Origin of the sequence: Pseudomonas sp. CVAP#3 (assembly GCF_018986375.1) — a bacterium.
GTDB classification, from domain to species: Bacteria; Pseudomonadota; Gammaproteobacteria; order Pseudomonadales; family Pseudomonadaceae; genus Aquipseudomonas; species Aquipseudomonas helvetica.
The window spans coordinates 1-23,521 of the sequence record NZ_JAHMSC010000029.1 but is presented as its reverse complement, the minus strand read 5'-3'; the positions used below and the strand labels follow the sequence as shown (position 1 = coordinate 23,521).

Annotated in this window: 20 protein-coding genes; 12 read left to right on the top strand and 8 right to left on the bottom strand. The window is 57.7% G+C overall.

Annotation, left to right across the window (positions count from 1 at the left end; genetic code table 11):
* Nucleotides 1–68: 68 nt before the first annotated feature.
* From KRR23_RS28095 to KRR23_RS28065, 7 genes are all read left to right on the top strand, one after another.
* Complete coding sequence (locus KRR23_RS28095) at nucleotides 69–2,261, top strand: iron-containing redox enzyme family protein (protein ID WP_216745097.1); 2,193 nt, start codon at nucleotides 69–71, stop codon at nucleotides 2,259–2,261.
* 33 nt (nucleotides 2,262–2,294) lie between these two features.
* Nucleotides 2,295–3,338: an inosamine-phosphate amidinotransferase 1 gene (locus tag KRR23_RS28090; RefSeq protein ID WP_216745096.1), complete on the top strand. Its 1,044-nt coding sequence runs from the start codon at nucleotides 2,295–2,297 to the stop codon at nucleotides 3,336–3,338.
* Between the two features lie 13 nt (nucleotides 3,339–3,351).
* The gene (locus KRR23_RS28085) at nucleotides 3,352–3,975 is read left to right on the top strand and encodes a LysE family translocator (RefSeq protein WP_216745095.1); all 624 of its coding nucleotides are present in this window, start codon (nucleotides 3,352–3,354) and stop codon (nucleotides 3,973–3,975) included.
* Nucleotides 3,976–4,073: 98 nt separating this feature from the next.
* Nucleotides 4,074–5,915, top strand: a complete 1,842-nt coding sequence (locus KRR23_RS28080; RefSeq protein WP_216745094.1) for a carbamoyltransferase — start codon at nucleotides 4,074–4,076, stop codon at nucleotides 5,913–5,915.
* Between the two features lie 201 nt (nucleotides 5,916–6,116).
* A complete protein-coding gene (locus KRR23_RS28075) occupies nucleotides 6,117–7,436 on the top strand; it encodes an aspartate aminotransferase family protein (protein WP_216745093.1) in 1,320 nt (439 codons plus the stop codon).
* A 95-nt stretch (nucleotides 7,437–7,531) separates the two neighbouring features.
* Nucleotides 7,532–8,134: a formyltransferase family protein gene (locus KRR23_RS28070; protein ID WP_216745092.1), complete on the top strand. Its 603-nt coding sequence runs from the start codon at nucleotides 7,532–7,534 to the stop codon at nucleotides 8,132–8,134.
* A gap of 84 nt (nucleotides 8,135–8,218) precedes the next feature.
* Nucleotides 8,219–8,848: a LysE family translocator gene (locus tag KRR23_RS28065; RefSeq protein ID WP_054593296.1), complete on the top strand. Its 630-nt coding sequence runs from the start codon at nucleotides 8,219–8,221 to the stop codon at nucleotides 8,846–8,848.
* A gap of 220 nt (nucleotides 8,849–9,068) precedes the next feature.
* Here KRR23_RS28065 and KRR23_RS28060 read toward each other — a convergent pair whose 3' ends face one another.
* The 4 genes from KRR23_RS28060 to phbB form a co-directional block, all read right to left on the bottom strand.
* Complete coding sequence (locus KRR23_RS28060) at nucleotides 9,069–9,335, bottom strand: hypothetical protein (RefSeq protein ID WP_216745091.1); 267 nt, start codon at nucleotides 9,333–9,335, stop codon at nucleotides 9,069–9,071.
* A 61-nt stretch (nucleotides 9,336–9,396) separates the two neighbouring features.
* Nucleotides 9,397–11,100 carry a class I poly(R)-hydroxyalkanoic acid synthase gene (phaC, locus tag KRR23_RS28055; protein ID WP_216745090.1) on the bottom strand — a complete coding sequence of 568 codons (1,704 nt, stop codon included), beginning with the start codon at nucleotides 11,098–11,100 and terminating at the stop codon, nucleotides 9,397–9,399.
* A 161-nt stretch (nucleotides 11,101–11,261) separates the two neighbouring features.
* Complete coding sequence (locus tag KRR23_RS28050; RefSeq protein ID WP_103315398.1) at nucleotides 11,262–12,440, bottom strand: acetyl-CoA C-acetyltransferase; 1,179 nt, start codon at nucleotides 12,438–12,440, stop codon at nucleotides 11,262–11,264.
* A gap of 64 nt (nucleotides 12,441–12,504) precedes the next feature.
* Entirely contained in the window at nucleotides 12,505–13,251 is a 747-nt protein-coding gene (gene phbB, locus KRR23_RS28045) for an acetoacetyl-CoA reductase (protein WP_081013685.1), read from the bottom strand.
* A 272-nt stretch (nucleotides 13,252–13,523) separates the two neighbouring features.
* On the opposite strand from phbB, the gene KRR23_RS28040 reads away from it, so the two are divergent.
* Nucleotides 13,524–14,663 (top strand): AraC family transcriptional regulator, encoded by a 1,140-nt coding sequence (locus KRR23_RS28040; RefSeq protein WP_216745089.1) that lies wholly within the window; start codon nucleotides 13,524–13,526, stop codon nucleotides 14,661–14,663.
* A gap of 14 nt (nucleotides 14,664–14,677) precedes the next feature.
* On the opposite strand, the gene KRR23_RS28035 is transcribed toward KRR23_RS28040, so the two are convergent.
* Complete coding sequence (locus tag KRR23_RS28035; RefSeq protein ID WP_216745088.1) at nucleotides 14,678–16,996, bottom strand: DUF3141 domain-containing protein; 2,319 nt, start codon at nucleotides 16,994–16,996, stop codon at nucleotides 14,678–14,680.
* 253 nt (nucleotides 16,997–17,249) lie between these two features.
* Between KRR23_RS28035 and phaP the strand changes: the two genes are divergently transcribed.
* A complete protein-coding gene (gene phaP, locus KRR23_RS28030; RefSeq protein ID WP_216745087.1) occupies nucleotides 17,250–17,813 on the top strand; it encodes a TIGR01841 family phasin in 564 nt (187 codons plus the stop codon).
* Between the two features lie 35 nt (nucleotides 17,814–17,848).
* On the opposite strand, the gene phaR is transcribed toward phaP, so the two are convergent.
* Entirely contained in the window at nucleotides 17,849–18,382 is a 534-nt protein-coding gene (gene phaR / locus KRR23_RS28025) for a polyhydroxyalkanoate synthesis repressor PhaR (RefSeq protein ID WP_103315393.1), read from the bottom strand.
* Nucleotides 18,383–18,740: 358 nt separating this feature from the next.
* Between phaR and KRR23_RS28020 the strand changes: the two genes are divergently transcribed.
* Together KRR23_RS28020 and KRR23_RS28015 are read left to right on the top strand one after the other, a co-directional pair.
* Nucleotides 18,741–20,306, top strand: a complete 1,566-nt coding sequence (locus KRR23_RS28020) for a PAS domain-containing methyl-accepting chemotaxis protein (protein WP_216745086.1) — start codon at nucleotides 18,741–18,743, stop codon at nucleotides 20,304–20,306.
* Between the two features lie 441 nt (nucleotides 20,307–20,747).
* Complete coding sequence (locus KRR23_RS28015; protein ID WP_216745085.1) at nucleotides 20,748–20,930, top strand: hypothetical protein; 183 nt, start codon at nucleotides 20,748–20,750, stop codon at nucleotides 20,928–20,930.
* 99 nt (nucleotides 20,931–21,029) lie between these two features.
* Here the strand turns inward: KRR23_RS28015 and KRR23_RS28010 are convergent, their stop codons facing one another.
* Nucleotides 21,030–22,328, bottom strand: a complete 1,299-nt coding sequence (locus KRR23_RS28010) for an NRAMP family divalent metal transporter (RefSeq protein ID WP_253912295.1) — start codon at nucleotides 22,326–22,328, stop codon at nucleotides 21,030–21,032.
* Nucleotides 22,329–22,596: 268 nt separating this feature from the next.
* Here KRR23_RS28010 and KRR23_RS28005 point away from each other — a divergent pair, with 268 nt between their 5' ends.
* Nucleotides 22,597–22,851, top strand: coding sequence for a DUF1652 domain-containing protein (locus tag KRR23_RS28005; protein ID WP_216745084.1), 255 nt, complete (start codon nucleotides 22,597–22,599; stop codon nucleotides 22,849–22,851).
* A gap of 93 nt (nucleotides 22,852–22,944) precedes the next feature.
* Here KRR23_RS28005 and osmE read toward each other — a convergent pair whose 3' ends face one another.
* A complete protein-coding gene (gene osmE / locus KRR23_RS28000) occupies nucleotides 22,945–23,301 on the bottom strand; it encodes an osmotically-inducible lipoprotein OsmE (protein WP_216745083.1) in 357 nt (118 codons plus the stop codon).
* Nucleotides 23,302–23,521 lie beyond the last annotated feature (220 nt).

Sequence of the window (23,521 nt, the reverse complement as noted above, 5' to 3'; positions counted from 1 at the left end):
CGTCACTTGCACTGAACAGGATGTTGGCAATGGATGGCTCGGTTTCAATTCACGCAAGGGCAGGGGATGTGTGGCGCCAGCTGTATCGCTCGGCGATCAGTCCCGAAAGCTTCTTGGATGACGTGCGTCTCAAAAGCCTGATGCAGGCGTGTGCGCCGACTACCGGTGAAGCCAGTCCTGGCTTGTCGGAACTGGCGCAACAGATCGACCGCTGGCGGGTCGAGCAGGGCACGGCCTATCGCGCCGTGGCCGCTGCCGCTGCGCAACACGGGAATGCCAAGGCATTTGCCCAAGCTCTGGCTATTTACTCGGCGCCGATGGCGTCGATTCTGGGTTGCTGGCTGCAAGGCATGAGTGCGCCCGGGGTCTTCGAAGACAATGCACAGCTGAAAATCATGCAGCTGTTTGCTCATGACGTCGGCGTGGGCCGCCCCCAGGCCTCACGCGCCGACCACTTCAAGGCGCTGCTTGGTCAGCTGGAGCTGAAGTCCTATGCGGTAGCGCCTTTCGAACTTTCGATGTTACCCGACTTAAGCGATGAGGCCTTTGAGTTACCCGCGCTGTTGCTGGCCCTCAGCCGTCGCAGCGATGAGTTTGGCGATGTGCTTTGCGGCATTGATTGGGCGCTGCGTACGGTTGGCCTTTGCCCTGGCTGGGCCGTCTTGGGGCAGATTGAAAGCCTGCCGTTGGACATCCGGCGGCTGGATTTGAACGAGCCGTTCGGGGGGCTGGACGAGACCTCGCCGCTGGCGATCGCGCAGTGGATCAGCAATCAGGTCGCCGCTCAAGGCGAAGCCCGGCATACCGAGCTGATCCGGGGTGCCACCTGGTTGTTCTCGGCGCTGCGGCGCTGGAATGCCCAGCTCTACAACGCGGCACTGGTAGCCTCGTCACCGCAGCATGCGATGGCGCAACTGATCCAGCGGCTGGCTCGGGTTGGTGCGGTTTATCACCAGAATTACCTGGTGGAAGGACGTAGCCTTTCCGAGTGGCTCAAGGATGCGCAAACCGATCCGCTGCCGCTGTTGGACGTCCTGTCGCGCAGCCGCTTGATCGTGCCCGGCAATGCGCAAAAAAGTATCTTGGTCACCAGCCTGGTTGCGCCGACCGGGCGCATGTTCCGGATCTTCAGCGACGCCGACCTGAGCGTGATTCGTCAATGGATCGACTGGCTGCCCCAAGCAGCACATAGCGAACCGTTACCTCGACAGTCAATCATCAACCCTACCGATGCAAGCGCTATCCGCACCCTGGCCGAGACCCGCCACACGTCTTTCGGTCACTGGCCGAAAAGCCTGCGCGAGGCCTATTTTGTCTTGCAGGGGCGCGCGCTCGGGCCAACCACCCAAGCCTTTGCCCACGCCTACGTGACGCGTTGGCTGGAGCGCTCAAGCCGTTCGCTGGAGACTTCCGGGCGTCGGCTACCAGAGTACTGGGGCGCGAACGTGTTGCGCTCTTGGTTGCTGGACAAACATGACCAGAACGGCGAGCAGTTCGATGAAAGCGATCCGGAACAAATGCCGACCCGCGAAGAAATTGTCGAGTCGACCCTACAGTTGGCGCCCCTGACGTTAATCGACGGCGCTTGGTTGCAGGGTTTCACCGACCTTGACCTGGCGTCCTCGCATATTGGCTATGCGCTGTTTCAAACCTATTGGGATGAACTGGGCAACGGCGTTTACGCGTTGAATCATCCAAAGATTTATCGCGACGGTTTGCGTCAGATGGGGCACGAGTTGGCGCCGACCGGCAGTCGTGAGTTTGCCCAGGACCCGCGTCTGGACGAGGACTCGTTCCGCTTGCCGGTGTATTGGCTGTGCCTGGGCAAATTGCCGGTGACGTTTATGCCGGAGACGCTCGGCATGAACCTGGCGATGGAATTATCCGGCGTGGGCGGCAGTTACCGTTTGGCGCGGCGTTTCCTGCGCCATTACGGTTTCAGCACGGCCTTCGTGGACTTGCACAACACCATCGACAACGTTTCCACCGGGCACTCGGCCTGGGCCGCCGATGCGATTGACGCCTACATGCGCAAGATTGCCGCAGGTGGCGCGCAGTCGTTGGCCGAGCACTGGCAGCGGGTGCGGGTGGGCTATGAGTCCCTGGCACCAATGCCGGGCAAGTGGACTTCGGTGTTGCGCCGGCTGGGGGTCGGGTCCGCTGGGGGCGTATTGCCACGGGCCGGACGCCGGGCCTCTTCGCAACAGCTCTTCCACCATTTGCTGATTACCCGCGAAACATTGGTAGAAGTGGTCGACTAATAAACGGCTAATAAAAACTACAAGGAGCTACACATGTCTCTGGTCAATGTGCACAACGAGTGGGATCCCCTCGAAGAGATGATTGTCGGCGTCGCCCATGGCGCGCGGGTGCCACTGCCTGATAAGGGCTTATTCGCCCTCGACTATAGCGAGCACCACACCGATCAAGAGGACATTCCTTCCGGCCCGTACCCAGAGCAAGTGATCGAGGAAGCCACTGAGGACCTCGATGCCTTCGCCGCGTTCCTGGTCTCCCACGGCGTGACCGTGCGCCGGCCGGAGACTTCCGATCACGCAGCGGTATTCGGGACCTCCCAATGGCAAACCGATGGTGAATACAATTACTGTCCGCGCGATGTATTGCTGCCGATCGGCCAGACCATCATCGAAGCGCCGATGGCCTTGCGTAGCCGGTATTTCGAACCCTTCGCCTATCGCAAGCATGTGCAGGACTATTTCGCCAGCGGCGCCAACTGGATCTCGGCACCCAAGCCGCAATTGGCCGATTCCACTTATCGGGTCAACCCCTCCGAGGGGTCGATCATCGCCAACGACGAGCCCATTTTCGATGCCGCCAATGTGCTGCGGATCGGGCGCGACATTCTTTACTTAGTGTCACGCAGCGGCAATCAGCAGGGTTACGAATGGCTCAAGCGTGTGCTCGGCGATCAGTATCGGGTGCACGCGGTCAGTGGGATTTATGACGGCACGCACCTGGACACGACCATCACCCTGGTACGTCCAGGGCTGGTGGTGTTGAACCCCGAGCGAATTCGCGAAGACCAGGTCCCGGAGATTTTCAAGAACTGGGACATCATCTGGTCGCCGGAAATGGTCGATACCGGTTATTGCTGGTCCTACCCGCGCGCGTCGATCTGGCAAGGCATGAACTTCATCATGGTCAACCCGTCACTGGCGGTGATCAACGACCAGCAGGTTCCGTTGATCCGCGCGTTGGAAAAACATGGCGTCGACGTGGCGCCATTGAAGATGCGCCATGCCCGCAGTTTGAGTGGCGGTTTCCATTGTGTGTCGGTCGACATCCGTCGGCGCGGGACGCTGGAAGATTACCGTTGATAAGGGGGTGACGATGCAAACCCTGGATTACTACTCGATCATTTTGTTTGTCATCGCCACCTGCGTCACGCCGGGGCCTAACAACGTCATGTTGATGTCGTCGGGAGCGAACTTTGGCATCGGACGCACGATGCGCCACGTGGCGGGGATCAACATCGGTTTTCCACTGATGCTGATTGCCGTCGGGGTGGGGGCCGGGGCGATTTTCCAACAGTACCCCAGGCTTCACGATGTGTTGCAGGTGGTGGGTGCGCTGTACCTGTTGTATCTGGCCTACCAGATCGCCAGCGCGCCGACCGTGGACCTTAACGACAAGTCTGGAAAGCCCTTGGGCTTCACCCATGCGGCATTGTTTCAGTGGATCAACCCCAAGGCCTGGGTGATGGCGGTGGGGGCGGTGCTGACGTATACCTCGCCGGTCGATGCCTACGGTTTTCAGATTTTGCTGATCGCGCTGCTGTTCTTTTTGTTCGGCTCGCCGTGTTCGATGGTCTGGGTGTTTTTTGGGCAATACCTGCGGCGCTTCTTGACTCACCCGCAGCGTTTGAAGGCGTTCAATATCACCATGAGCCTGGTGCTGGTGGCGTCATTGATACCGGTATTGAAAAGCTTGCCGTTCGGCGAGTGGTGGTCTTGAAGGTATTTATAAAAGCAAGAGTTACCGAGAAGCCAGTAGATGCGTCTGGCGAAAGGGATTCCATGTATTGGCATGATGCTAAGAGGATGCACGTTTAAATGGCTATTTATGTATTAGGGATCTCTGCCTTCTATCACGACAGTGCTGCCGCCTTGGTGAAAGATGGCGTCCCGGTTGCAGCTGCCCAGGAAGAACGTTTCACCCGCGTGCGGCACGACGCGGCATTTCCGGCCCAGGCGATTCAGTATTGCCTGGATGTCGAGGGTATTACCCTGGATGACCTGGAGGCCGTGGTCTATTACGAAGACCCCCAGGAGAAGTTCTCCCGGGTCATTTCCTCCTTTGCCAGTGGCGGCATCGGTGGCGCGCGAACGTTCATCAACGCGATGCCAGAATGGATTCGTTGGAAGTGGAACGTACTCAAGTTCGTTGATGAAAAACTCGAAGAGCTGGAGCGGGGCAAAGCCCCGCGCACCCAGGCGTCCCAGCACCATCGCTCCCACGCCGCTGCGGCGTTCTACCCGTCGCCGTTCGAGAACGCCGCGGTACTGTGCATCGACGGGATCGGCGAATGGCACTCGACCACTATCTGGCAGGGCGAGGGCTCCAGGCTTGAGCTGAAGAACTCGATTTCGTACCCGCATTCGGTGGGCCTGTTCTATTCGGCGATGACCTATTACTGCGGCTTCAAGGTCGATTCCGGCGAATACAAACTGATGGGCCTGGCGCCTTACGGTCAGCCGATCTACGCCGACAAGATTCGCGATGAGCTGATTAATATCCGTCCTGACGGCTCGTTCACCCTGAACATGAAGTACTTCGAATACCTGCGCGGCGAGCGCATGGTGGGCGAGGCCTTTGAGGAGCTGTTCGGTGGGCCGATCCGTAAACCGGAAAGCCCGATTTCCCAGCGTGAGTGCGACCTCGCGGCTTCGGTCCAAAAAGTCACGGAAGAGGTGGTGCTGGGGTTGGCGACCGCTGCGGTCAAGCAGACCGGTCAGCGTAATCTGTGCCTGGCCGGAGGCGTGGCGTTAAATTGCGTGGCCAACGGCGTGCTCAGCCGTTCCGGGCGTTTCGACTCGATCTGGATCCAGCCGGCGGCCGGCGATGCCGGTTGCGCGCTGGGTGCGGCGATGGACTATTCGGTCAAGCGTACCGGGCGTCCACACCTGACCGGGAGAAAAGCTGACGCCATGAGCGGTAGCCTGCTGGGACCAGGATTTGGCGACGAAGAGATCGAAGCGTTCCTGCGCGAAAACAACTACCCCTACACCCGCTACGACGATGCCCAGTTGTATGACCAGGTCGCCAGCCGTCTGGCTGACGGTGCGGTAGTCGGCTGGTTCCAGGGGCGTATGGAATTTGGCCCGCGGGCCTTGGGCGCACGTTCGATTCTCGGCGATGCACGCAACCCCGAGATGCAGCGCACCATGAACCTGAAGATCAAGTACCGCGAATCGTTCCGGCCATTTGCGCCAGCGGTCTTGGCTGAAGACGCCGGGGCTTATTTCGATATCTGTGAAAATAGCCCGTACATGTTGATGGTCGCGCCGGTGACCGACTCGATCAAATCCGCGCCTTCGCTCAAAGAGGGTGGTCCCGCGCGTGGGTTGGGCAGCATCAACGATATTCGCTCACAGTTGCCGGCGGTGACTCACGTCGACTTATCGGCTCGGGTGCAAACCGTGACCGAAGAAAATAACGCACCGTTCACTTATCTGCTGCGCAGTTTCAAAGCGCGTACCGGTTGCTCGGTGTTGGTTAACACTTCGTTCAACGTGCGTGGTGAACCCATCGTGTGCAAGCCGCAAGAAGCTTATGCCTGCTTCATGCGTACGGAAATGGACGTACTGGTGCTCGGTCGTTTCGTGCTTGAGCGTCCTGGTCAGCCAGCGTTCGTTGAAGAAGTCGACTGGCGCAGCGAAATCCCGCTGGATTGATGTTCACCTTTAACAATAAGGAGATTTTTTTGTGCTCAGGTTCCTCGCGTTTCTTATGTTCATCGTTGTACTGCTGCCCATTGGACTGACCCGGTCGGTCTTTCATTCATCCCGTTTTGGCCGGAATTTTCACCAGGCCCCGACGGCATGGGATCATCCGGCAAAGGGAAAATAGCCCCAACAGCCCAAGGACTCACGCCCATGTCAAAGGTCATTTACAAAAACCTGAACACCTCACCGATCCTCGCCGTCAACGGGGCCGGTGTCTGGCTTGAGGATGCTTCAGGCAAGCGTTACCTCGATACCTGTGGTGGCGTAGCGGTGTCGAGTCTTGGGCATGCGCATCCGCGTATCGTGGCGGCTTTCGAGCGCGAAGCGAAAAAGCTCGCCTGGGCCCATGCCGGCAGTTTCACCACGGCAGCCGCCGAAGAGCTGGCTGAACAGCTGGTCGGCGCTTCCGGTGGCTTGGCGCGGGCGCAGTTTCTGTCGGGCGGTTCGGAGGTCATGGAGTTGGCGATGAAAATCGCCTACCAATATCAATGTGAGCGTGGCTTGCCCACCAAGTCGACGTTCATTTCGCGGCGCCAGAGCTATCACGGCAGCACCTTGGGCACCCTGAGTATTTCCGGGAATGCCCAACGTCAGTCGGTGTTCGGGCCACTGTTGCCGCCCGCTGAATTTGTTTCGCCGTGTTATGCCTATCGCGAACTGCGCGTAGGCGAGAGCGAAGAGCAGTACGCCACGCGTCTGGCCCAGGAGCTGGACGACAAAATCAACGCGCTGGGCAGCGAAAATGTCGCCGCGTTCTTCGCTGAAACCGTTGTCGGCTCGACCAACGCGGCGGTTCCTCCCGTCCCCGGCTACTTTCGCAAAATCAAGGAGGTCTGCGAGCGTCACGACGTTCTGCTGATCCTCGATGAAGTGATGGCGGGCATGGGCCGCACCGGCCAGATGTACGCCTATGCCGACGACGGGATCGTGCCGGACATGGTGGCCGTGGGCAAAGGGCTTGCGGCCGGTTACATGCCCATTTCAGCGTTGCTGATTAGCGACCGGGTGCATTCGGTCATGGCCCAGGGTTCCGGTGTGCTGGGCAACGGCCAAACCCATGTCAACCATCCGCTGGCGTGCGCCATTGCTTTGGAAGTACAGAAGGTCATCGCTGAAGAAAACCTGTTGGCAACGGTTCGCACCCGTGGCGAGCAATTGCGCAGTTGGCTCAGAGAAAGCCTGGCTGACGTTGATACCGTTGGCGATGTGCGGGGCCGTGGTTTGTTTGTCGGCCTCGAATTCGTCGAAACCCGCACGGGTAAAGAGCCGTTTCGTGGTGGCGGGGCGTATGCAGCCGCCCTCAAGCAGGAAGCCTTGAAGCGCGGTCTGCTGATCTATCCCGGCAGTGGAACCGTCGATGGCACTCACGGCAATCATGTGCTGTTTGCGCCGCCATTTATTTCCAGCGAGGCCGAAGTCGCCGAGATGGTCGAACGTTTCAGTGCAGTTGTAAGGGCCGTCGGTCAATGACAGTTCGCCCTTTTTGCGCAGGCGCGAGCACGTTCGCGACAGTCGTTCAGCGCTTGCCGGTTTCACCGTTATTACTCGTTGATGGGGAATAGAAGATGCAGATGATTGAGCCATGCAAGGACAAAGTCCTCCTTTCGGTGTGCACCATGGACTGGTGCGATCACGGAGTCGAGTTCGCCAAAACCGTGTTTTCCAACCTTGAAGTGTTCTGCTGGGACCCCGGCGATCCTTATCCCTATCACCTGGATGACTGGGAAGGCGATTGGATCATTTCCTATCGCGGCGACTTTATCTTCCCGGAAAGTATTTATAAGAACGCCCGCAAGGGCGCGATCAACCTGCACCCAGCCCCGCCTAAATACCGTGGGCTGGGCAGCCAGCACTATGCGATTTACCACAACGATGAAACCTACGGTTCGACTTGCCATCACCTGGCGCCTTCGGTCGACAGCGGGCAGATCATCCATGTCGCGCGCTTTAACGTTGCTCCGGCCGAGACGGCGTCTTCGCTCCGTTTGCATGTGGGCGCGTATTGCTTGCAGCAGTTTATTCATCTGCTCACCGATTACATCCTGCAAGGGCGGTCGTTGCCGGTTTCACCGGAGCGCTGGGGCGAGCGGCTGTACAAGCAATCCGAGCTGAAACCCTGGATGGAAAAAATTCGCGCCCAGGAGCCCGATCATCGTTGCTTCAAATAAGAGCTTTTTTGGGGGGCTTCAGGCCGATAGCGGCTTGAAGGGTGTGCATTGCGCGCGTTGGTGCGACTGATAAGAGACCGTCATATGTTTGATCTTTCGAGCTTCGGAGCCGCGCTGGCGGTCTATGTCATCGGCACCGCCAGCCCCGGTCCGGGTAACCTGGCGATTGCCAATACCTCCCTGAACTTTGGGCGTACGCCTGGGCTGGCGTTGGCGGCGGGGGTCATTTCCGGTTCGCTGTGCTGGGGGGCAATGACTGCGGCTGGGGTATCGGCGTTGCTGCTTTCCTACACGCAGATTCTGGTCTGGCTGAAAGTCCTTGGCGCCTGCTATTTGTTCTTTCTGGCCTACAAGTCGATTCGCGGTGCACTGGCACACAATGCCACCACGGTTGCTCGAGCTCGCACCAAACAGACCAGGAACATTGGGTATTATTTGCAAGGACTGGGTATTCACCTCACCAACCCAAAAGCTGCCTTGACCTGGTTCACCGTGACCACGGTCGGGCTTAGCGCGAATGCACCCGCCTGGGCCAGTTTTGTCCTGGTGGCCGGTTGTGCCGTACTTGGGTTCCTGATCTTCAGTACTTACGCGTTGGCGTTTTCAGCCCATTCGGCTGAACCGTTTTTCACTCGAACGCGAAAATCGTTCGGGATGATCTGCGCAGCCTTCTATTCGATCGTCGCGATTGGGTTTATCAGCTCGTTGTTTTAATGCTGATGCAAAAACCAGATGTCACGCCGCATTCTTCACGCCTTCCTGACCCCGACGCCAAAGGCGATGGTATCCACCTGATTTTGGACTGCACCCCAAAGGTTAGACATAACCGATGGGGTGTTTCATGGGAAAGCACACAGCGCAGGCGAAGCTTTCAGCGGTCCAGGATTACTGCTCTGGTATCAGGTGGCTCGCCGTTGGCGATCCGCGAGAATGCTTACGCTGGCATTGTCCAGGATTGCAGCGTGTAACCCTCCTGGCTCAACTCGGCGCGCACCTCTTCCAGCAGGCGTTCCAGCTGCGCCGGGTCGGAATAGGCACTGCTTGGAACCAGCTTGCGACAAATACGCGTGTTGGCCCGGTCGATGACACTCAGGCTCAGTTCGCCATTACCGTCTTGCGGAGCCCAGGCGACACATTGAAAAGGTTTGAATGCGTGGCTGGCAATCAAAAGTGCTTCGTTGATGCGGAACGGGGTGATCACGGGTCGTCTCTCCTTAGTACCCAAATAAATGATGTGTCGCGCTCTGGCCCACCGCAGTCTTTCATTGCTTTACATAACTGCCTGGCGCCGGCTCCAGAGGCGGGTATTTGTCATTCCCGGTGTGCGCAACCGCTGGTTGGCGCTCGCCGGAGTGTCCCGCCAGCCAGTTGAACCAATCATTCCACCAGCTACCGGGTTGCTGCTCGGCATTCTTGAACCAGGTCTCCGGGTTTTTAGTGACCCGATTGTTGGTCCAGTAATGGCGCTTCTGCTTGGCGGGTGGATTGATGACACCGGCGATATGCCCGGAAGCGCCCAGTACAAAGCGCTTGGTCCCGGAGAGCAGGTTGGTACTGGCATAGGCGCTTTTCCAGGGCACGATGTGATCGTCATGGGTGGCGAGGATGTAAGCGGGAGCGTCGATTGCACGCAAATCCAGCTTGGCCCCACAGCACTCAAGCTCACCTGATTTCAAATCGTTCTGCAAATAGGTGTGGCGCAGGTACCAGCAGTACATCGGGCCCGGAAGGTTGGTGCTGTCGTTATTCCAGAACAGTAAATCAAGTGGAATCGGCTTCTGACCCTTGAGGTATTTGTCGACGTTGTAGTTCCACCACAAGTCGTTGGGGCGCAGCAGGGAGAAGGTATTGCCCATGTCCTCGCCACGAAACAGGCCGATGGGACCATTCATGCCGCCGATGGTGCGCTCTCGATAGGCCACCAGTTCTTCGTCGACGAAAATGTCGATGGGACCGGTATCCAGGTAGTCAAGGAACGTAGTGAGCAGGCTCACGCTCGCGATCTCCCGGTCTCCGCGTGCCGCAAGTACTGCCAGCGCCGTGCTCAACAGGGTGCCGCCGATGCAGAAACCTACGCAATTGAGTCGCTGCTCGCCACTGATCTCACGGGTCACTTGCAGGGCGTCGATGACCCCGTGCTCAATCAGGTCATCCCAGGTGGTGCCCGCGTATTCCTCATCAAAGTTGCGCCAGGACATCAGGAATACGGGATGGCCCTTTTCCAGCAGATGGCGGACCATCGAGTTGTCCGGGCGCAGATCAAGGATGTAGTACTTGTTGATCGACGGCGGTACGACGAATACCGGATGTCGGTACTGGGTCTCGCTTTGCGGGTAGTACTGAATGAGCTGGAAGAGGTGATTCTCGAAGACGATTTCGCCCGGGGTGTTGGCCAGATCGACGCCAACCGTGAAGTCACCGCTATCACACTGGCGCATTTTGCCTTCGTTCATGTCGCTGGCCAGATGCTGCAGACCGGTGAGCAGGCTGGCACCTTTAGTCTCAACCGCACGCTGGAGCGCATCAGGGTTACTGACCAGAAAATTGCTTGGTGCACTGGCGGCAATGGCTTGCTCCACCAGATAGCGCAGGCGTTGGCGCGGTTTCTTATCGTCGATCAGCAGCTTGTCGAGCAGTTTCAGGAGAAAGCTGGAGTTGAGCAGGTAAAACGCAGCGAGGGAGCCGAACAGTGGCTCGCTCCAGTTGCCGCTGGCGAAACGTCGATCATCGAAGCTGAAGGATTGGCCGGTCAGCAGTTTTTGGCCGAGTTGGCCCCATTGAACCTGGTAGTCCGCTTGAAGGCTGTCCAGGGTTTCGCGAGGCAGCTCGAACCAGGTGCCGTGCTCATGTCCGGAAAACCAGGGATTAGTGCTGACCCATAGGCGCAATTGTTGCACTGCCAAGGATGCGATGAACGGAACCTGGCCTGACCAATAGGTCTTGAATGTATGCGCGTTGTTGTCCATTAAAGTTCCTTGCCCATACAGATGAGCCGGGCAGAAAAAAGCCGCGCTTTGCCGGACTCCGGCGTAGCGCAGGCAGGAATGCGGGCAGCGTTGTCTGACGCCAACCTGATGCGCGGAACAAGGGGCCCAAGTCCGCGCATTGGCTACTCAGGTGCCGTTGGTTAGCGCTCGATAGCCAGGCCGACGCCTTGTCCGCCACCGATGCACAAAGTGGCCAGCCCCTTCTTGCCGTCGCGACGGATCAGTTCGTGCACCAGCGACACCAGAATCCGTGCCCCCGACGCGCCGATCGGATGGCCAAGGGCGATCGCGCCGCCGTTGACGTTGACCTTGCTGGTGTCCCAACCCAACTCTTTGCCAACGGCCAGCGCCTGGGCGGCGAAGGCTTCATTGGCTTCGATCAGGTCCAGGTCCTCGACGTTCCAGCCAGCCTTTTGCAGGGTCAGGCGCGTAGCCGGGACCGGGCCGATGCCCATGATCGACGGGTCCACACCGGCGCTGGCATAGGCTTTGATCCGTGCCAGTACCGGAAGGCCCAGGGCTTGTGCTTTAGCGGCGCTGGCCAGCAACAGTACGGCGGCGCCATCGTTGAGGGTCGAAGCATTGCCGGCGGTCACGCTGCCGTCTTTCTGGAATGCCGGTTTGAGTTTGGCCAAGGCTTGCGCAGTACTGTCGATACGCGGCTGTTCGTCGGTGTCGAAGACCAGTGGTTCGCCCTTACGTTGAGGAATCAGGATCGGGGTGATTTCGCTCTGGAATCGCCCGCCCTCAATGGCAGCGGCGGCCTTCTGTTGCGAGGCGGCGGCGAAGGCATCCTGCGCTTCACGAGAGATCTCGTACTTTTGCGCCAGATTCTCAGCGGTGATACCCATGTGGTAGTCGTTGAACGCGTCCCACAGGCCATCCTGGATCATGCTGTCTTGCAGTTGCGCATGGCCCATGCGCAGACCCGTACGTGCCTTGGGCAGAACGTAGGGAGCCAGACTCATATTTTCCTGACCACCAGCAATCACCAGTTCCGCATCGCCGCAACGGATTGCCTGGACGGCGAGATGGACTGCCTTGAGGCCCGAGCCGCAGACCTTGTTCAAGGTCAGGGCAGGCGTGGTGTGTGGCAAGCCGGCCTTGATCGCTGTCTGGCGGGCCGGGTTTTGCCCAGCGCCGGCAGTGAGTACCTGGCCGAGGATCACTTCATCAATTTGAGCAGCATCGATACCCGTCTGCTCCAGCAAGCGACGAATCACTGCGGCACCCAGTTCGGTCGCGGGAATTGCAGACAAAGCACCCTGGAAACTGCCGATGGCGGTACGAGTAGCGGCAACGATTACGACTTCGTTCATGCGTGACCTCATTGAAAAGACAAAATTCGTCGAGCACACCAGGGCATTCATGCCCTGGTTGGGCTTACTGCATGTTCATGCCGCCGTTTACCGAGAAGTCGGCACCGGTGCTGTAGGCGGACTCATCGGAGGCCAGCCAGGCCACGATCGAGGCGATCTCTTCGGGTTGACCAAGGCGACCCACCGGAATGCCGGCAATCATGCCGTCCAGAATGTCCTTGCGGATTGCCGCAGTCATGTCGGTCTGGATGTAGCCCGGGGATACGGTGTTGACGGTCACGCCCTTGCCGGAAACTTCCCGGGCCAGTGCCATGGTGAAACCGTGGATGCCAGCCTTGGCGGCCGAGTAGTTGGTCTGACCGAACTGGCCACGCTGGCCGTTGATCGACGAGATGTTGATGATCCGCCCCCAACCCTTGGAGAGCATGCCTTCGATGACTTGCTTGGAGGTGTTGAACAAACTGTTCAGGTTGGTCCCGATCACCGCGTTCCAGTCTTCCGGGGTGAGCTTGCGGAAGGACGCGTCACGAGTGATGCCTGCATTGTTGACCAGTACGTCGATCGGCCCGAAGTGTTCGCGCACCATCTCAAAGGCCTTGCGGGTCGATTCCCAATCGGTGATATCGGTTTCGACGCATTCGAATTGATAGCCTGCTGCAAGCTGTGTTGCCATCCAGTCATCCTTGCGGCCGGAATTGGCACTGCAGCCGACAATAACCTTGAAGCCTTCCTTGTACAGACGTTGGCTGATGGCTGTACCAATGCCGCCCATACCACCTGTTACTACCGCAATACGACTACGCGACTCCATATTTCTACTTCCCTTCTTTTTGCGCTGCAGGAGAGAAGATTGTTCGATATCAACGGTTCGTGCGGAAGTGTTGGTAGGTGACGTATTCGTGTCCATCGGTGCCACACAGGCGTTTTAGACAGCTTGCAAAAAATGAGGAGTACCTATACTGGGATCAATACTTGAAATGGAATGGATAATTAATATTCGTGAAACATGGCTGAAATATGTTCAGCGTAGGTCAATATCGGCTCCGGACAGGATGTTCGGTTCCACAGGTTATTGAGGGCGCTATGTATAGAATGAGTTCAGGTTATGCAGGCATGCTGGCGAATACGCTTTTGGCTCAAGGACTGGACGTTACCGGTCTGTGCCAGGAGGCGGGACTGGACGTCGAGTTCGTGAATAAACCTGGAGCATACTGCGAGCGAAGCGTTATCTATCGTCTTTGGGATCTGGCTGCTCAGGCCTCGGATGATCCGAACATCGGTTTGAAAGCCTACGGGAGTTTCCACCCCGGCGTTTTTCAGATCGTGGGCTACACGATGATGTCCAGTTCGAATCTGAAAAGGGCGCTCGAACGCCTGGTTCGTTTCAGCCCGTTGATAAGCACCGGATTCAGCCTTTTCTTTGTCCAGGAGCAGCAACATTTCCGTCTGGCCAGCCTCGATCATCAGCAACGTGGCTCGGTCAAACCCCGGCAATATTCGGATGCGGGCCTGGCTTCGCTGCTGGGTTTCTGCCGCTGGCTGGCGGGTGGCAAGTCACCGCAACCGTTGAGTGTAGAGTTCACTTATCCCGAGCCTGAAGACACGTCGGAGCATCAGCGGCTTTTTGGCTGTCCGCTGCGTTTCGGGGCGGCTTATGACAGTATCCTGTTCGATGGCGAGGAACTTCTGAGTCCTTTGAGTATGGCCAACGAGGCGCTCGCCATACTCCATGACAGTTTTGCCGAGGCTCAACTGGACCAGTTGTCCGGCTGCTCTAATGTTGGCAGGATTCGCGCGCTGATTATCGAGCGCTTGAGCCAGGGGCAGGGCCCAGGGCAATGTGATATGGAATCGATTGCGGCGGCACTGAACATCAGCAAGCGAACGCTTCAGCGAGGCCTTGAGAAGGATGGCACGCAATTCAAGGATGTCCTCAACGATGTGCGCCGGCAGTTGGCCGACTTCTATTTGCGCCATTCTCGTTTCAACATGAAGCATGTGACGTATCTGCTCGGCTTTCATGATCACAGCAGCTTCCATAAGGCATGCACCCGTTGGTTCGGCATGCCCCCCGGTCAGTATCGAACCGATGAGTCGTTGTTTGCGCTCGAGGAAGTCGTGTCCGTGCCGGTGCCGGTCCGAGCCATGAACTCCGTCGGTCTGCGCAGAGACCATAAGATTGCAGGCTTCGCCAGCGCCTACGCCGAACGGATACACCGCTAATCCCCTGTGGAGGTTCATTGAGGCTTTGGACCTCTTTTTGCTTTGCGCTTTGGGGCTTTAACGACGATGGCGGGAGCGGGCAGGGGGACTTCGAGCAGCGTGTGCAGTTCACGCCAGAATTCGCCTTCGGTTCCAGCAGTCGAGAGCAGTTCAGGCATTAATTGCCCAACGGCTGTCAGCACCTGTTGGCGTTCCTTGGCTTCGGGTAGCAACAACGGCAGGCTGCGCAAGCTTTCTTGCGGGTGGGCAAAAACCAGCAGGTTCTGCAATCGGATGGCTTCGCGCAGGGCTGTGGGCTCAGTGCTGTAGTCCTGGACCAGCAAGTGCACCTGCTGGATCAGTTTCTCTATGCTTTCCTTGCCTGCCTTGTCGCTGTCGCGGCCCAGTAAAAACAGAATCCGCACCAACGCTTCCAGAGTGCCGCCATGGGGCAGCGCATCCTGCAGGCGTTCGATCAGGGCCTGGTCCTGCTGGTCGGAATGTGCCTGGAGATTTCGCACCGGCTTGTTGCTGGTGAGGGCACCCAGTGAGCCGTAGATACCGTAAAAAAACAGCTCCTGAGTGGCGTCACGCACATCGCGATAAGTATTCAGGGCGTCTTGTATCTGGTTGGAGATCAGCTCTTGCCACGCCAGCAACGGGTTGTCCTCGCGTGCGGGACGACGATCACTGCTCACTTGGCAGGCGGCCCCGGCTAACCACCACAGCGCCGGATTCAGGCTGCTCCATAGCACTTGCTGCTGATGGAAGGGGTGCGTCCTGCGCATCAGTTCGGCAATGGGCTCGTTGACGACCTGACGCAGCCACGGGCGTATGAGCCCGTCGTAAAACTCGCTGTTGATTTCAGAGGCATGCTCCACCAGAGAGAATTCGCGATCGTCATCACGGGCTGGCTCGACATCATCATGGATATCAGCGATTCGCCTTGATTCGAAACTCACGCTGTAATGCACGTCACCGCTGCCTGAGGGGGCCGGCAGATCGTCGATCAGCATTTCGTATAGCCCTGCCGGCAGCGCATTGATGGCTTCGACTGCACCGAGCAATCCACGGTGTTCACGCCGCGCCACCTTGCCGGAAACAAAGATGCCCAAATGGCCGATGCTGGCGTGTCGCAGGTAGACGATGGTACGTCCTGCATCATGCAAAGCGAGATCGCTGGGATAGACATCGGCGATCCAGTTCAACGCTTGCTGGGGAGGGGTGATGTTGTCGCCGTAGGAGCAGAACACCACCACCGGTACTTCGATCCGTTTCAGGTCAATTCCGGAGCTCTTGCGGCCAAGTCCGCCGGACAACCGGTTGCCGATGAATAGGTCATCGACAATCATCTCGATCTCTTCGCCATTGAGCAGGGTCGGGCTGCCCCACCAGCGTTCGAAGTCGAGAAAGCGCGCAGCCTCACTGTCGATCTGGCTGAGCAACTGGTAGTACTTGCCCCAATAGGTGTTGGCCGGGTCCAGGTTTTCGAAATTGCTGACCAGCCAGGTGCCGTCGAAACGGTTATTGCCCAAGTCGCTGCCCAGGCGAGCCATCCAGCCGCCACCCAGCAGGCCACCGGTGTAACGCATTGGATTGCGTCCATTGACACCGGCCCAGTACGACAAGGGGGCACCATTGATAATGATCAATCCCGGCAGTTCCGGCCGTGTTGCCGCCAATCCCATTAAGGCCCAGCCGGCCTGGCAGTTGCCGATAATGATCGGCTTGCTGTTGGCTGGGTGAAGGGCGCTGACGACCTCGATGAACCGGGCCTGGGCTTCGACGATATCGGCCAGGGTTTGCCCAGGCTGTGGTGAGTGGCTGAAAGAGATGAAATAAGTGGGGTGGCCGGCTCTGAGGCTTTCGCCTAATACCGAATCCTGTTTGAAGCCACCGATTCCCGAGCCATGGCCGCCGCGTGGGTCAATGATGATCACCGGCTGGCCATTGCTGTCGATTTTCTGCTCGGGCCCCAGGAGGATTCGCAGCAGTGAATAGTTGACCGGGCGCGGGAGGTCGGCGCCTGCGATCAGGGTTTCATGATCGAACTTGAGCAGCAGCGGATACCCGGCGCGTTCATGGGCCAGCGTATTGTCGCCGCGCTGGCGCAGGGTGTCCCAGAACAGCAGGCAGCGTTGGCCAAGGTCGGTGACATATGCCTGCCATTCAGCAGGCGTAGGTTGTCTGAGTTGACCCTGCTTCAGCGGCGCGAGGGTTTTTTCCTGGCGCTGGCGCAAAGCATCAAGGATGTTCAGCGTATTGAGGCGCTGCAGATGACTCAGGTGTTCGAACAGGCCGCGTTGAGAGGAGGGTTTTTCATATTGCGATGCAATATTATCTTCCTGGCCCATGGTGATCTCCTGGAGTTATGCATGCGAAGCAGCGGCCTGCGGCTCATTGATGAATAAGACCTTGGCTATCCGCTTGATGTCAGGAGTCTATAGCGAAAATCGGCAGTGGAGGAAAAATCTTTGTGCGCTGCACAAAAAAAGTCATTGCCAAAAAAAATTGTGCGCTGCAATATTAAATCTAGCGCGATGACCGGCAGGATCGCTATCGCGTCCTCAGGCCTATGCCGGCCTTTCAGAATCAGGAGATTCAAGCATGTCTTTTTTCAACTCGGAAAAATTGCAAGACGCTCAGAAAGCCAACCTAGACCTCCTGCAGCAAATCAGCGGCAAAATCTTCTCCAGTGTTGAACAGCTCAGCCAATTGCAGTTCAAGACACTGCAGGCCTCCACCGAGGAGCAGTTCGAGGTCTTTCGCAAGCTGCTGGCAGTCCGTGATCCACAAGGGTTCGCTGAGCTCCAGGCTTCTTTCACCCAGCCAAATGTACAAGCCGAACGCCTGGCTGAGTTCAATCGCCAAGTGCAAGCGTTGATTGTCGGCACTCACTCGGAAATCACCAAACTGGCCTCGTGTCAGGTCGAGGCGGGCACCCAGCAGGTGCAAGAGTTCGTTGACGTGATCAGCAAGAATGCACCGGCTGGCTCCGAGCCTGTTGTGGCCGCATTCAAGTCGTCGCTGGCGAATGCCGGTACCGTTTTTGAAAGCGCACAGAAAGCCGTTAAACAGGCTGCTGACGTTGCCCAGAGCGGTTTTGAGGCAGCGACCGCAGCAGCCGGCAAAACCGCTCCAGGTGCCAAGGCCACAAGCGGCAACAAGTAAGTCACATTAGAGCGGTTGAACTGATGGCGATGGGTTTACTCCCCATCGCCATTTTTTTTCGTCCTGCCACCGGCACCCGGCTTGCCTGGTGGCATGCCACCGAACAGGCCGAAGAGGTTCTGAGTGTTCAGGTAGAGGGCTTTCGACTGGTCGACATACTGGCGCATCAAATCCTGCATGACCGGTGCTTGCTGGTGCATGAACTCACTCCAGGCTTCAGAGGACTGAGCTCCGGTCTGGGACTGGATGTCGATGACCGTCTGGATGCTTTTATCCAGGTAGCTGCCGAGGACACTCTGGTAGGGACCGTAGAACTGGATAATCCCCATAAGCATCTCACTGGAGAATATCGGCTCACCGCCACTTTCGGCTTCCAGAATGACCTGCAGCAAAATACTTCGGGTCAGATCCTCGCCGGTCTTGGCGTCGACCACCTCGAAGGGGATTTTATCGACGACCAATTGGCGTATATCCGCAAGGGTCAAATGACTGCTGGTGTGCGTGTCATATAGACGGCGATTCGGGTACTTCTTGATCAGACGGGTGGTGTTCCGACTGTTATCTGTCATGCGGGGCTACTCATGGCGAGCCTGATTTACAGGCATCTTATCCTACTCTGACCACTGCCACTCCAATGCGTCACCCCACGCGGCACGCGCTCGCAAATATTCGGTGGGCAGGGCTGACATCTCATTCCGCGTTTTTAGAGATAATGCGAGCTTTCAGGTCGCCCATGAAAGTCTCCAGCCTGTTCGAAACGCTATTTATCCAGGATATTCAATGATATAGCGGCATGCTTTTGGATCCAATATAATGGAGTTTTAGTAATACAACTAATTGTTATTAAAGGAGTTTTTTAAAAAATACGGCTAACCTTTTCCTGGTGCCTGCCGATGGCACTTTTACAGGACACAGGGAGCAGCAGGAATGAGAAACAACCAACCCGTTACACAACGTGAAATCGCGCTTGCACCTCAACAAAAACTGATCTCGACAACAGATGCCCGAGGCGTCATTACTTACTGCAATGACGCCTTCGTCGAGATCAGTGGTTTCGACCGAGCCGATCTGATTGGCGCCCCTCAAAACATCGTTCGCCATCCTGATGTGCCACCCGCCGTTTTTGCCCATATGTGGGGTGCTCTCAAGCAAGGCAATCCCTGGATGGGGATCGTCAAGAACCGCTCCAGGAATGGCGATCACTATTGGGTCAACGCATACGTCACACCGATTTTTGAAGGCAGCCAAGTGGTTGGTTTTGAGTCGGTCCGGGTCAAACCTACCGCCGAACAGATCCGCCGCGCCGAAGCCCTCTACAAGCGCATCAGTCAGGGGAAACCGGCCATTCCCACCCGAGACAAGTGGCAACCTGTCCTCCAGGATTGCCTGCCGTATCTGGTTATGGGGCTGGTGGGCACTTTGGGGGGGGTGTTCCTCGATTCCACGTTGGCTTTTGTTGTCGCGGCAGGCGTCTCGGTTCCATTCGGCCTGATGACGTCCCGCTGGCAACGGCGAGGCACTCTGCGTCTGTTGCAGATGGCTGAACCTTCCACGTCCGATCAACTCATCGCACAGATGTACAGCGATGAGCGGGGGCCTCAAGCACGATTGGAAACGGCTTTTGTCAGTCAGGACGCGCGCCTGAAGACCTGCCTTACGCGCCTTCAAGACACCGCAGAGCAACTCAGCGGGCTTGCCGGAAGATCCAACGTTCTGGCGTCCGATAGCTCACAAGGTCTTGATCGCCAGCGTGTCGAAACCGAGCAAGTGTCCGCTGCGGTCAATCAAATGGCGGCGACCACGCAGGAAGTTGCTAGCCATGTCCAGCGCACCGCTGACGCCACCCAGGAGGCTAACCAGCTGACCGGGCGCGGACGCGATGTGGCCAGAGACACCCGAGAAGCCATCGAGCGTCTTTCTGCCGTGGTCGGTGAAACCGGGCAAACGGTGGCGCAGTTGGCCAAGGACAGCAATGAAATCGGAACAGTCGTCGACGTGATCAAGGGCATTGCCGATCAAACGAACCTGCTGGCCCTGAATGCCGCGATCGAAGCGGCACGTGCCGGCGATATGGGTCGAGGCTTCGCCGTGGTGGCTGACGAGGTTCGTCAGCTGGCGCAGCGCACGTCTGAATCGACGACACAGATCCATGGCCTGATCACCAAGCTCCAGGCGTCCTCCAATAACGCTGTGCAGACCATGGAAAGTGGTCAACGTCAGGCCGAAGAGGGCGTGGCGTGGGTACTTGAGGCAGACAAGGCGTTGGTGGGTATCAGTGAAGCGGTAGCCAATATCACCGACATGACCACTCAGATTGCGGCTGCGACTGAAGAGCAAACCGCCGTTGCCGAGGAAATCAGCCGCAATATCAGCACCATTGCACACCTGGCAGATCAGACGTCAGAGCAAGCCCATCACTCGGCAGAGCTCAGCAACGAGCTGACGAAAACGGCGGCCACCCAGTACTCACTGGTCGAGCGGTTCAATCGATAGCCTGATTCTCTGCGTATATGGCAACAGTGCCACGCCGATCCCGAAGCAGGTGGGGTTGGCGTGGCACAAGACGCGCAGGGCAGATTCGTTTGGATTGCGCGATGGAGTGCCATGGATTGATTCATGCGTGGATCGGGTCGTCAAACCCGGTCTCCCTGCTATCCGCACTCAAACAATGGGAACGGATATATTTCTTGGTAAATACGTTCACGGTATAGGCGAAGGTGCTTCCGAAATTGCTGTAGGGCAAATGATGGCGGTGTAGGAAGCAACGCTGCAAAGCCAGGTGCTTGTGCGCTTCCATGGGTTTCAGCGCTTCACACGAAGCGAGTCGGGGAGGGGGTATTCATTTCACACCTTTAGGGTAGAAAATGAATCAAAGCGCAGCGCACCCGACGCAATCCGCCACCCGAAGGGACGAACGTTATGCAGGAGTTGACCATGCAACAGGCCGAACTGGAAAAGATTCACGTGGAAATCGTCAAGCTGATGGCTGAGCAGCGCAAGCTGAACGCCGAGGCCGGCAAGATGACCCGTGAAACTTTTTGGTATCCGGTAGCTGTTGCGACGGGCCTGATCGGCACGGTGGCGGCAGTCACTGCGGTGTTGATCAAGCTTCTCTAAACGCTATCAGGCCCTATTGATCCACGTCCCTTAATGCTGGCGGGTTATGTCGCCGTTGATGGCAGCGCAACCAACCCCTTCGCCATATCCCCGCCAGACTCACCCCGGTATAAACATCGCCGCCGCCGCCGCACCCATGACAGCAGTCGCAACCCAGCCCAGAACGGTCAACGGCCGGCTCACCGTGAAATCACCCATCACCGACTTCTTCGAAACCAGAATGATGACGACCATCAGCGGTACCGCAACGATCCCGTTGATCACGGCACTCCAGAACAATGCTTTCATGGGGCTGATGGGCGAATACTGGATGGCGAGTGCAGCGAGTACGCTGATGGCGATGATGCTGTAGAAGCCTCGGGCGTTGCGCACTTTGCGTTCGAGGCCTTCGTTCCAGCCCATCGCTTCGCAAAGGGCGTAGGCGCCAGAACCCGCCAGCACCGGCACGCCGATCATGCCCACGCCCAGTATGCCAAGGGCGAAGAGCAGGTAGGCAAAGTCGCCGGCGAGTGGCCGCAATGCGCTGGCTGCTTGTGCCGCAGTGTTGATGTCGGTCACGCCCGCCACATTAAGGGTCACGGCCGTCGCCAGAATGATGAAGTAGGCGGTGATGTTGGAGTAGAGCATGCCGCTCCAGGTGTCCCAACGGATGCGTCGCAGTTCCTTGCGCGCGCTGCGCGGGTCTTGATTGAGCGGTGCACTGTGAGGGGTTCTCTGCATGTCCTCGACCTCTTCAGAGGTCTGCCAGAAAAACAGATAAGGGCTGATGGTCGTGCCGAAAAGCGCCACGACGACCGCGGCGGCGGTAGCGTCCGGGGTGAATCTGGGCCAGACCGTGCGCAAGGCGACCTGCTCCCACGGGATATGCACCGTAAACAGCACGGCTGCGTAAGCCAACAGCGAAAGCGTCAGCCACTTCAGGAAAAAGACGTAGCGGTGGTAAGGGACGAACATCTGTAGCGCCAGCGTCCCGAACACGAAGACCGCGGTCATCAGGTGTCGATTGACGCCGCTGACCAGCTCCGCAACTTCCCCCATGGCGGCCACGTCGGCGGCAATGTTCAGCGTATTGGCGATGAGCAGTAGCAGTACCACGCTTTGTAGTACGGTTGGCGAAAACGCCGTTTTGATGTTGGCGGCGAGTCCCTTTCCGGTCACTCGGCCGAGGTTTGCGCACATCGATTGAACGGCGGCCATCAACGGAAAGGCCAATGGCATCGTCCAGAGCATGTTCAGGCCGAATTGAGCGCCCGCCTGTGAGTAGGTGGCGATGCCGCTGGGGTCGTCATCGGCCACGCCGGTAATGAGTCCAGGCCCCAGCTTCGCCAGAGGATGTTCTTTCAGGCGTCCCCATAGAACCCGAAAGACATTCGCGCGCTGAGTGCTCTCGACTTCCATTGATACACCTCGATAGTGCTGCGACGGGCGGAGTGTGGATTAAGGGGCGCCGTCGAAGATGAATGCCGTCCACCAGCGATAAGCGTAGACGTTAAGGTTACCCACCACTCCGAAACGGTCTAACAGTCGGCTACTCAAGGCGTAGACTGGAAACACCGTCACTGCGCCAGGTGGTTTGAGGTCTGTGTTCAGGCATTAATGCTTCTGGCCCCTGCCACAACATCAAACAAGAGCACCTCGGCTGGCTCCTGTTCTGAAAGGCGTCATCATGTTATCTACGCTTGAGTTACGTCACCTCATCGAATCAGCTTTCCTGCCCCTTTCCTGCCAGTGTCGAGTTGATCCGGGCGGATCGCTGCACGCTCAGATTTTCGAACCGGTCACCGGCCGAGTGGAGTTGCTGGTGACAGGAATTCCTGTATCCAGCCTGAGTGGCAATCTAGCGATCACCAAGCTCATCGGCGATATACGGCACGACCTCAAGGCCACCCATGAACGGCAGGGATTGCACAGGATCAGGTAGGACCAGAATGTAAAAGGCCGGAGCCGATCAAGCGTCCGGCCGAATACCATGCGCTACTTTTGTTGGTGCCGGTGTTGCTGCATTGCATCAACTTTAGTACCCGCCACCGCCTCCCATGCTGCCGGACGGCTCTCTGGCTTTTTGTTGTACATGACTCCATTCCGCGCACGTCATAAAGCTCTTATGGTCGACTTTGCCTCGACCATCAAAACTGACATTGAACGTGTGCTTTTGGCCGGCTTGCGTGAGCATGTAGTCAAAACAGGTGCCGGGCTCGACGGTGCGATCACTGATTGATAAAGGCTTGCCGCCGATTTGCTGGACTTGATCCTTGCTCATGCCCATTTCTACCTTTGCGACCAGCGGTTGCTCTCGATAGACCGATGTCTCGGAGCTGCATCCAGCCACCGCGGGCAGCACGACGACCAGTGCGAATAGACGGGTGTTCATGACTGGGCTCCCGAATGTGAGTGTCGTGAAGAAACTCTTGGGTGCATCAATAAAAGTAAAGTCGAGTTCGGCGGTGCACGCCAAATATCCTCAAGGCTGAGACAATGGCGTGCGAGGGAAGGGCAGATAACAGAAAGCCCACGCGTGGCGCAATGCTGTTCACTTAAGGAAGTCTGGAGGCCTGAGAAGTATCTGTGGCGAGGGAGCTTGCTCCCGCTGG

What these genes read in the sequence shown, in the direction of transcription:
- KRR23_RS28090 (WP_216745096.1), top strand. Translation starts at nt 2,295, where the DNA reads ATGTCTCTGGTCAATGTGCACAACGAGTGGGATCCCCTCGAAGAGATG.
- KRR23_RS28085 (WP_216745095.1), top strand. Translation starts at nt 3,352, where the DNA reads ATGCAAACCCTGGATTACTACTCGATCATTTTGTTTGTCATCGCCACC.
- KRR23_RS28080 (WP_216745094.1), top strand. Translation starts at nt 4,074, where the DNA reads ATGGCTATTTATGTATTAGGGATCTCTGCCTTCTATCACGACAGTGCT.
- KRR23_RS28075 (WP_216745093.1), top strand. Translation starts at nt 6,117, where the DNA reads ATGTCAAAGGTCATTTACAAAAACCTGAACACCTCACCGATCCTCGCC.
- KRR23_RS28070 (WP_216745092.1), top strand. Translation starts at nt 7,532, where the DNA reads ATGCAGATGATTGAGCCATGCAAGGACAAAGTCCTCCTTTCGGTGTGC.
- KRR23_RS28065 (WP_054593296.1), top strand. Translation starts at nt 8,219, where the DNA reads ATGTTTGATCTTTCGAGCTTCGGAGCCGCGCTGGCGGTCTATGTCATC.
- phaC (WP_216745090.1), bottom strand. Translation starts at nt 11,100, where the DNA reads ATGGACAACAACGCGCATACATTCAAGACCTATTGGTCAGGCCAGGTT.
- KRR23_RS28050 (WP_103315398.1), bottom strand. Translation starts at nt 12,440, where the DNA reads ATGAACGAAGTCGTAATCGTTGCCGCTACTCGTACCGCCATCGGCAGT.
- phbB (WP_081013685.1), bottom strand. Translation starts at nt 13,251, where the DNA reads ATGGAGTCGCGTAGTCGTATTGCGGTAGTAACAGGTGGTATGGGCGGC.
- KRR23_RS28040 (WP_216745089.1), top strand. Translation starts at nt 13,524, where the DNA reads ATGTATAGAATGAGTTCAGGTTATGCAGGCATGCTGGCGAATACGCTT.
- KRR23_RS28035 (WP_216745088.1), bottom strand. Translation starts at nt 16,996, where the DNA reads ATGGGCCAGGAAGATAATATTGCATCGCAATATGAAAAACCCTCCTCT.
- phaP (WP_216745087.1), top strand. Translation starts at nt 17,250, where the DNA reads ATGTCTTTTTTCAACTCGGAAAAATTGCAAGACGCTCAGAAAGCCAAC.
- phaR (WP_103315393.1), bottom strand. Translation starts at nt 18,382, where the DNA reads ATGACAGATAACAGTCGGAACACCACCCGTCTGATCAAGAAGTACCCG.
- KRR23_RS28020 (WP_216745086.1), top strand. Translation starts at nt 18,741, where the DNA reads ATGAGAAACAACCAACCCGTTACACAACGTGAAATCGCGCTTGCACCT.
- KRR23_RS28015 (WP_216745085.1), top strand. Translation starts at nt 20,748, where the DNA reads ATGCAACAGGCCGAACTGGAAAAGATTCACGTGGAAATCGTCAAGCTG.
- KRR23_RS28010 (WP_253912295.1), bottom strand. Translation starts at nt 22,328, where the DNA reads ATGGAAGTCGAGAGCACTCAGCGCGCGAATGTCTTTCGGGTTCTATGG.
- KRR23_RS28005 (WP_216745084.1), top strand. Translation starts at nt 22,597, where the DNA reads ATGTTATCTACGCTTGAGTTACGTCACCTCATCGAATCAGCTTTCCTG.
- osmE (WP_216745083.1), bottom strand. Translation starts at nt 23,301, where the DNA reads ATGAACACCCGTCTATTCGCACTGGTCGTCGTGCTGCCCGCGGTGGCT.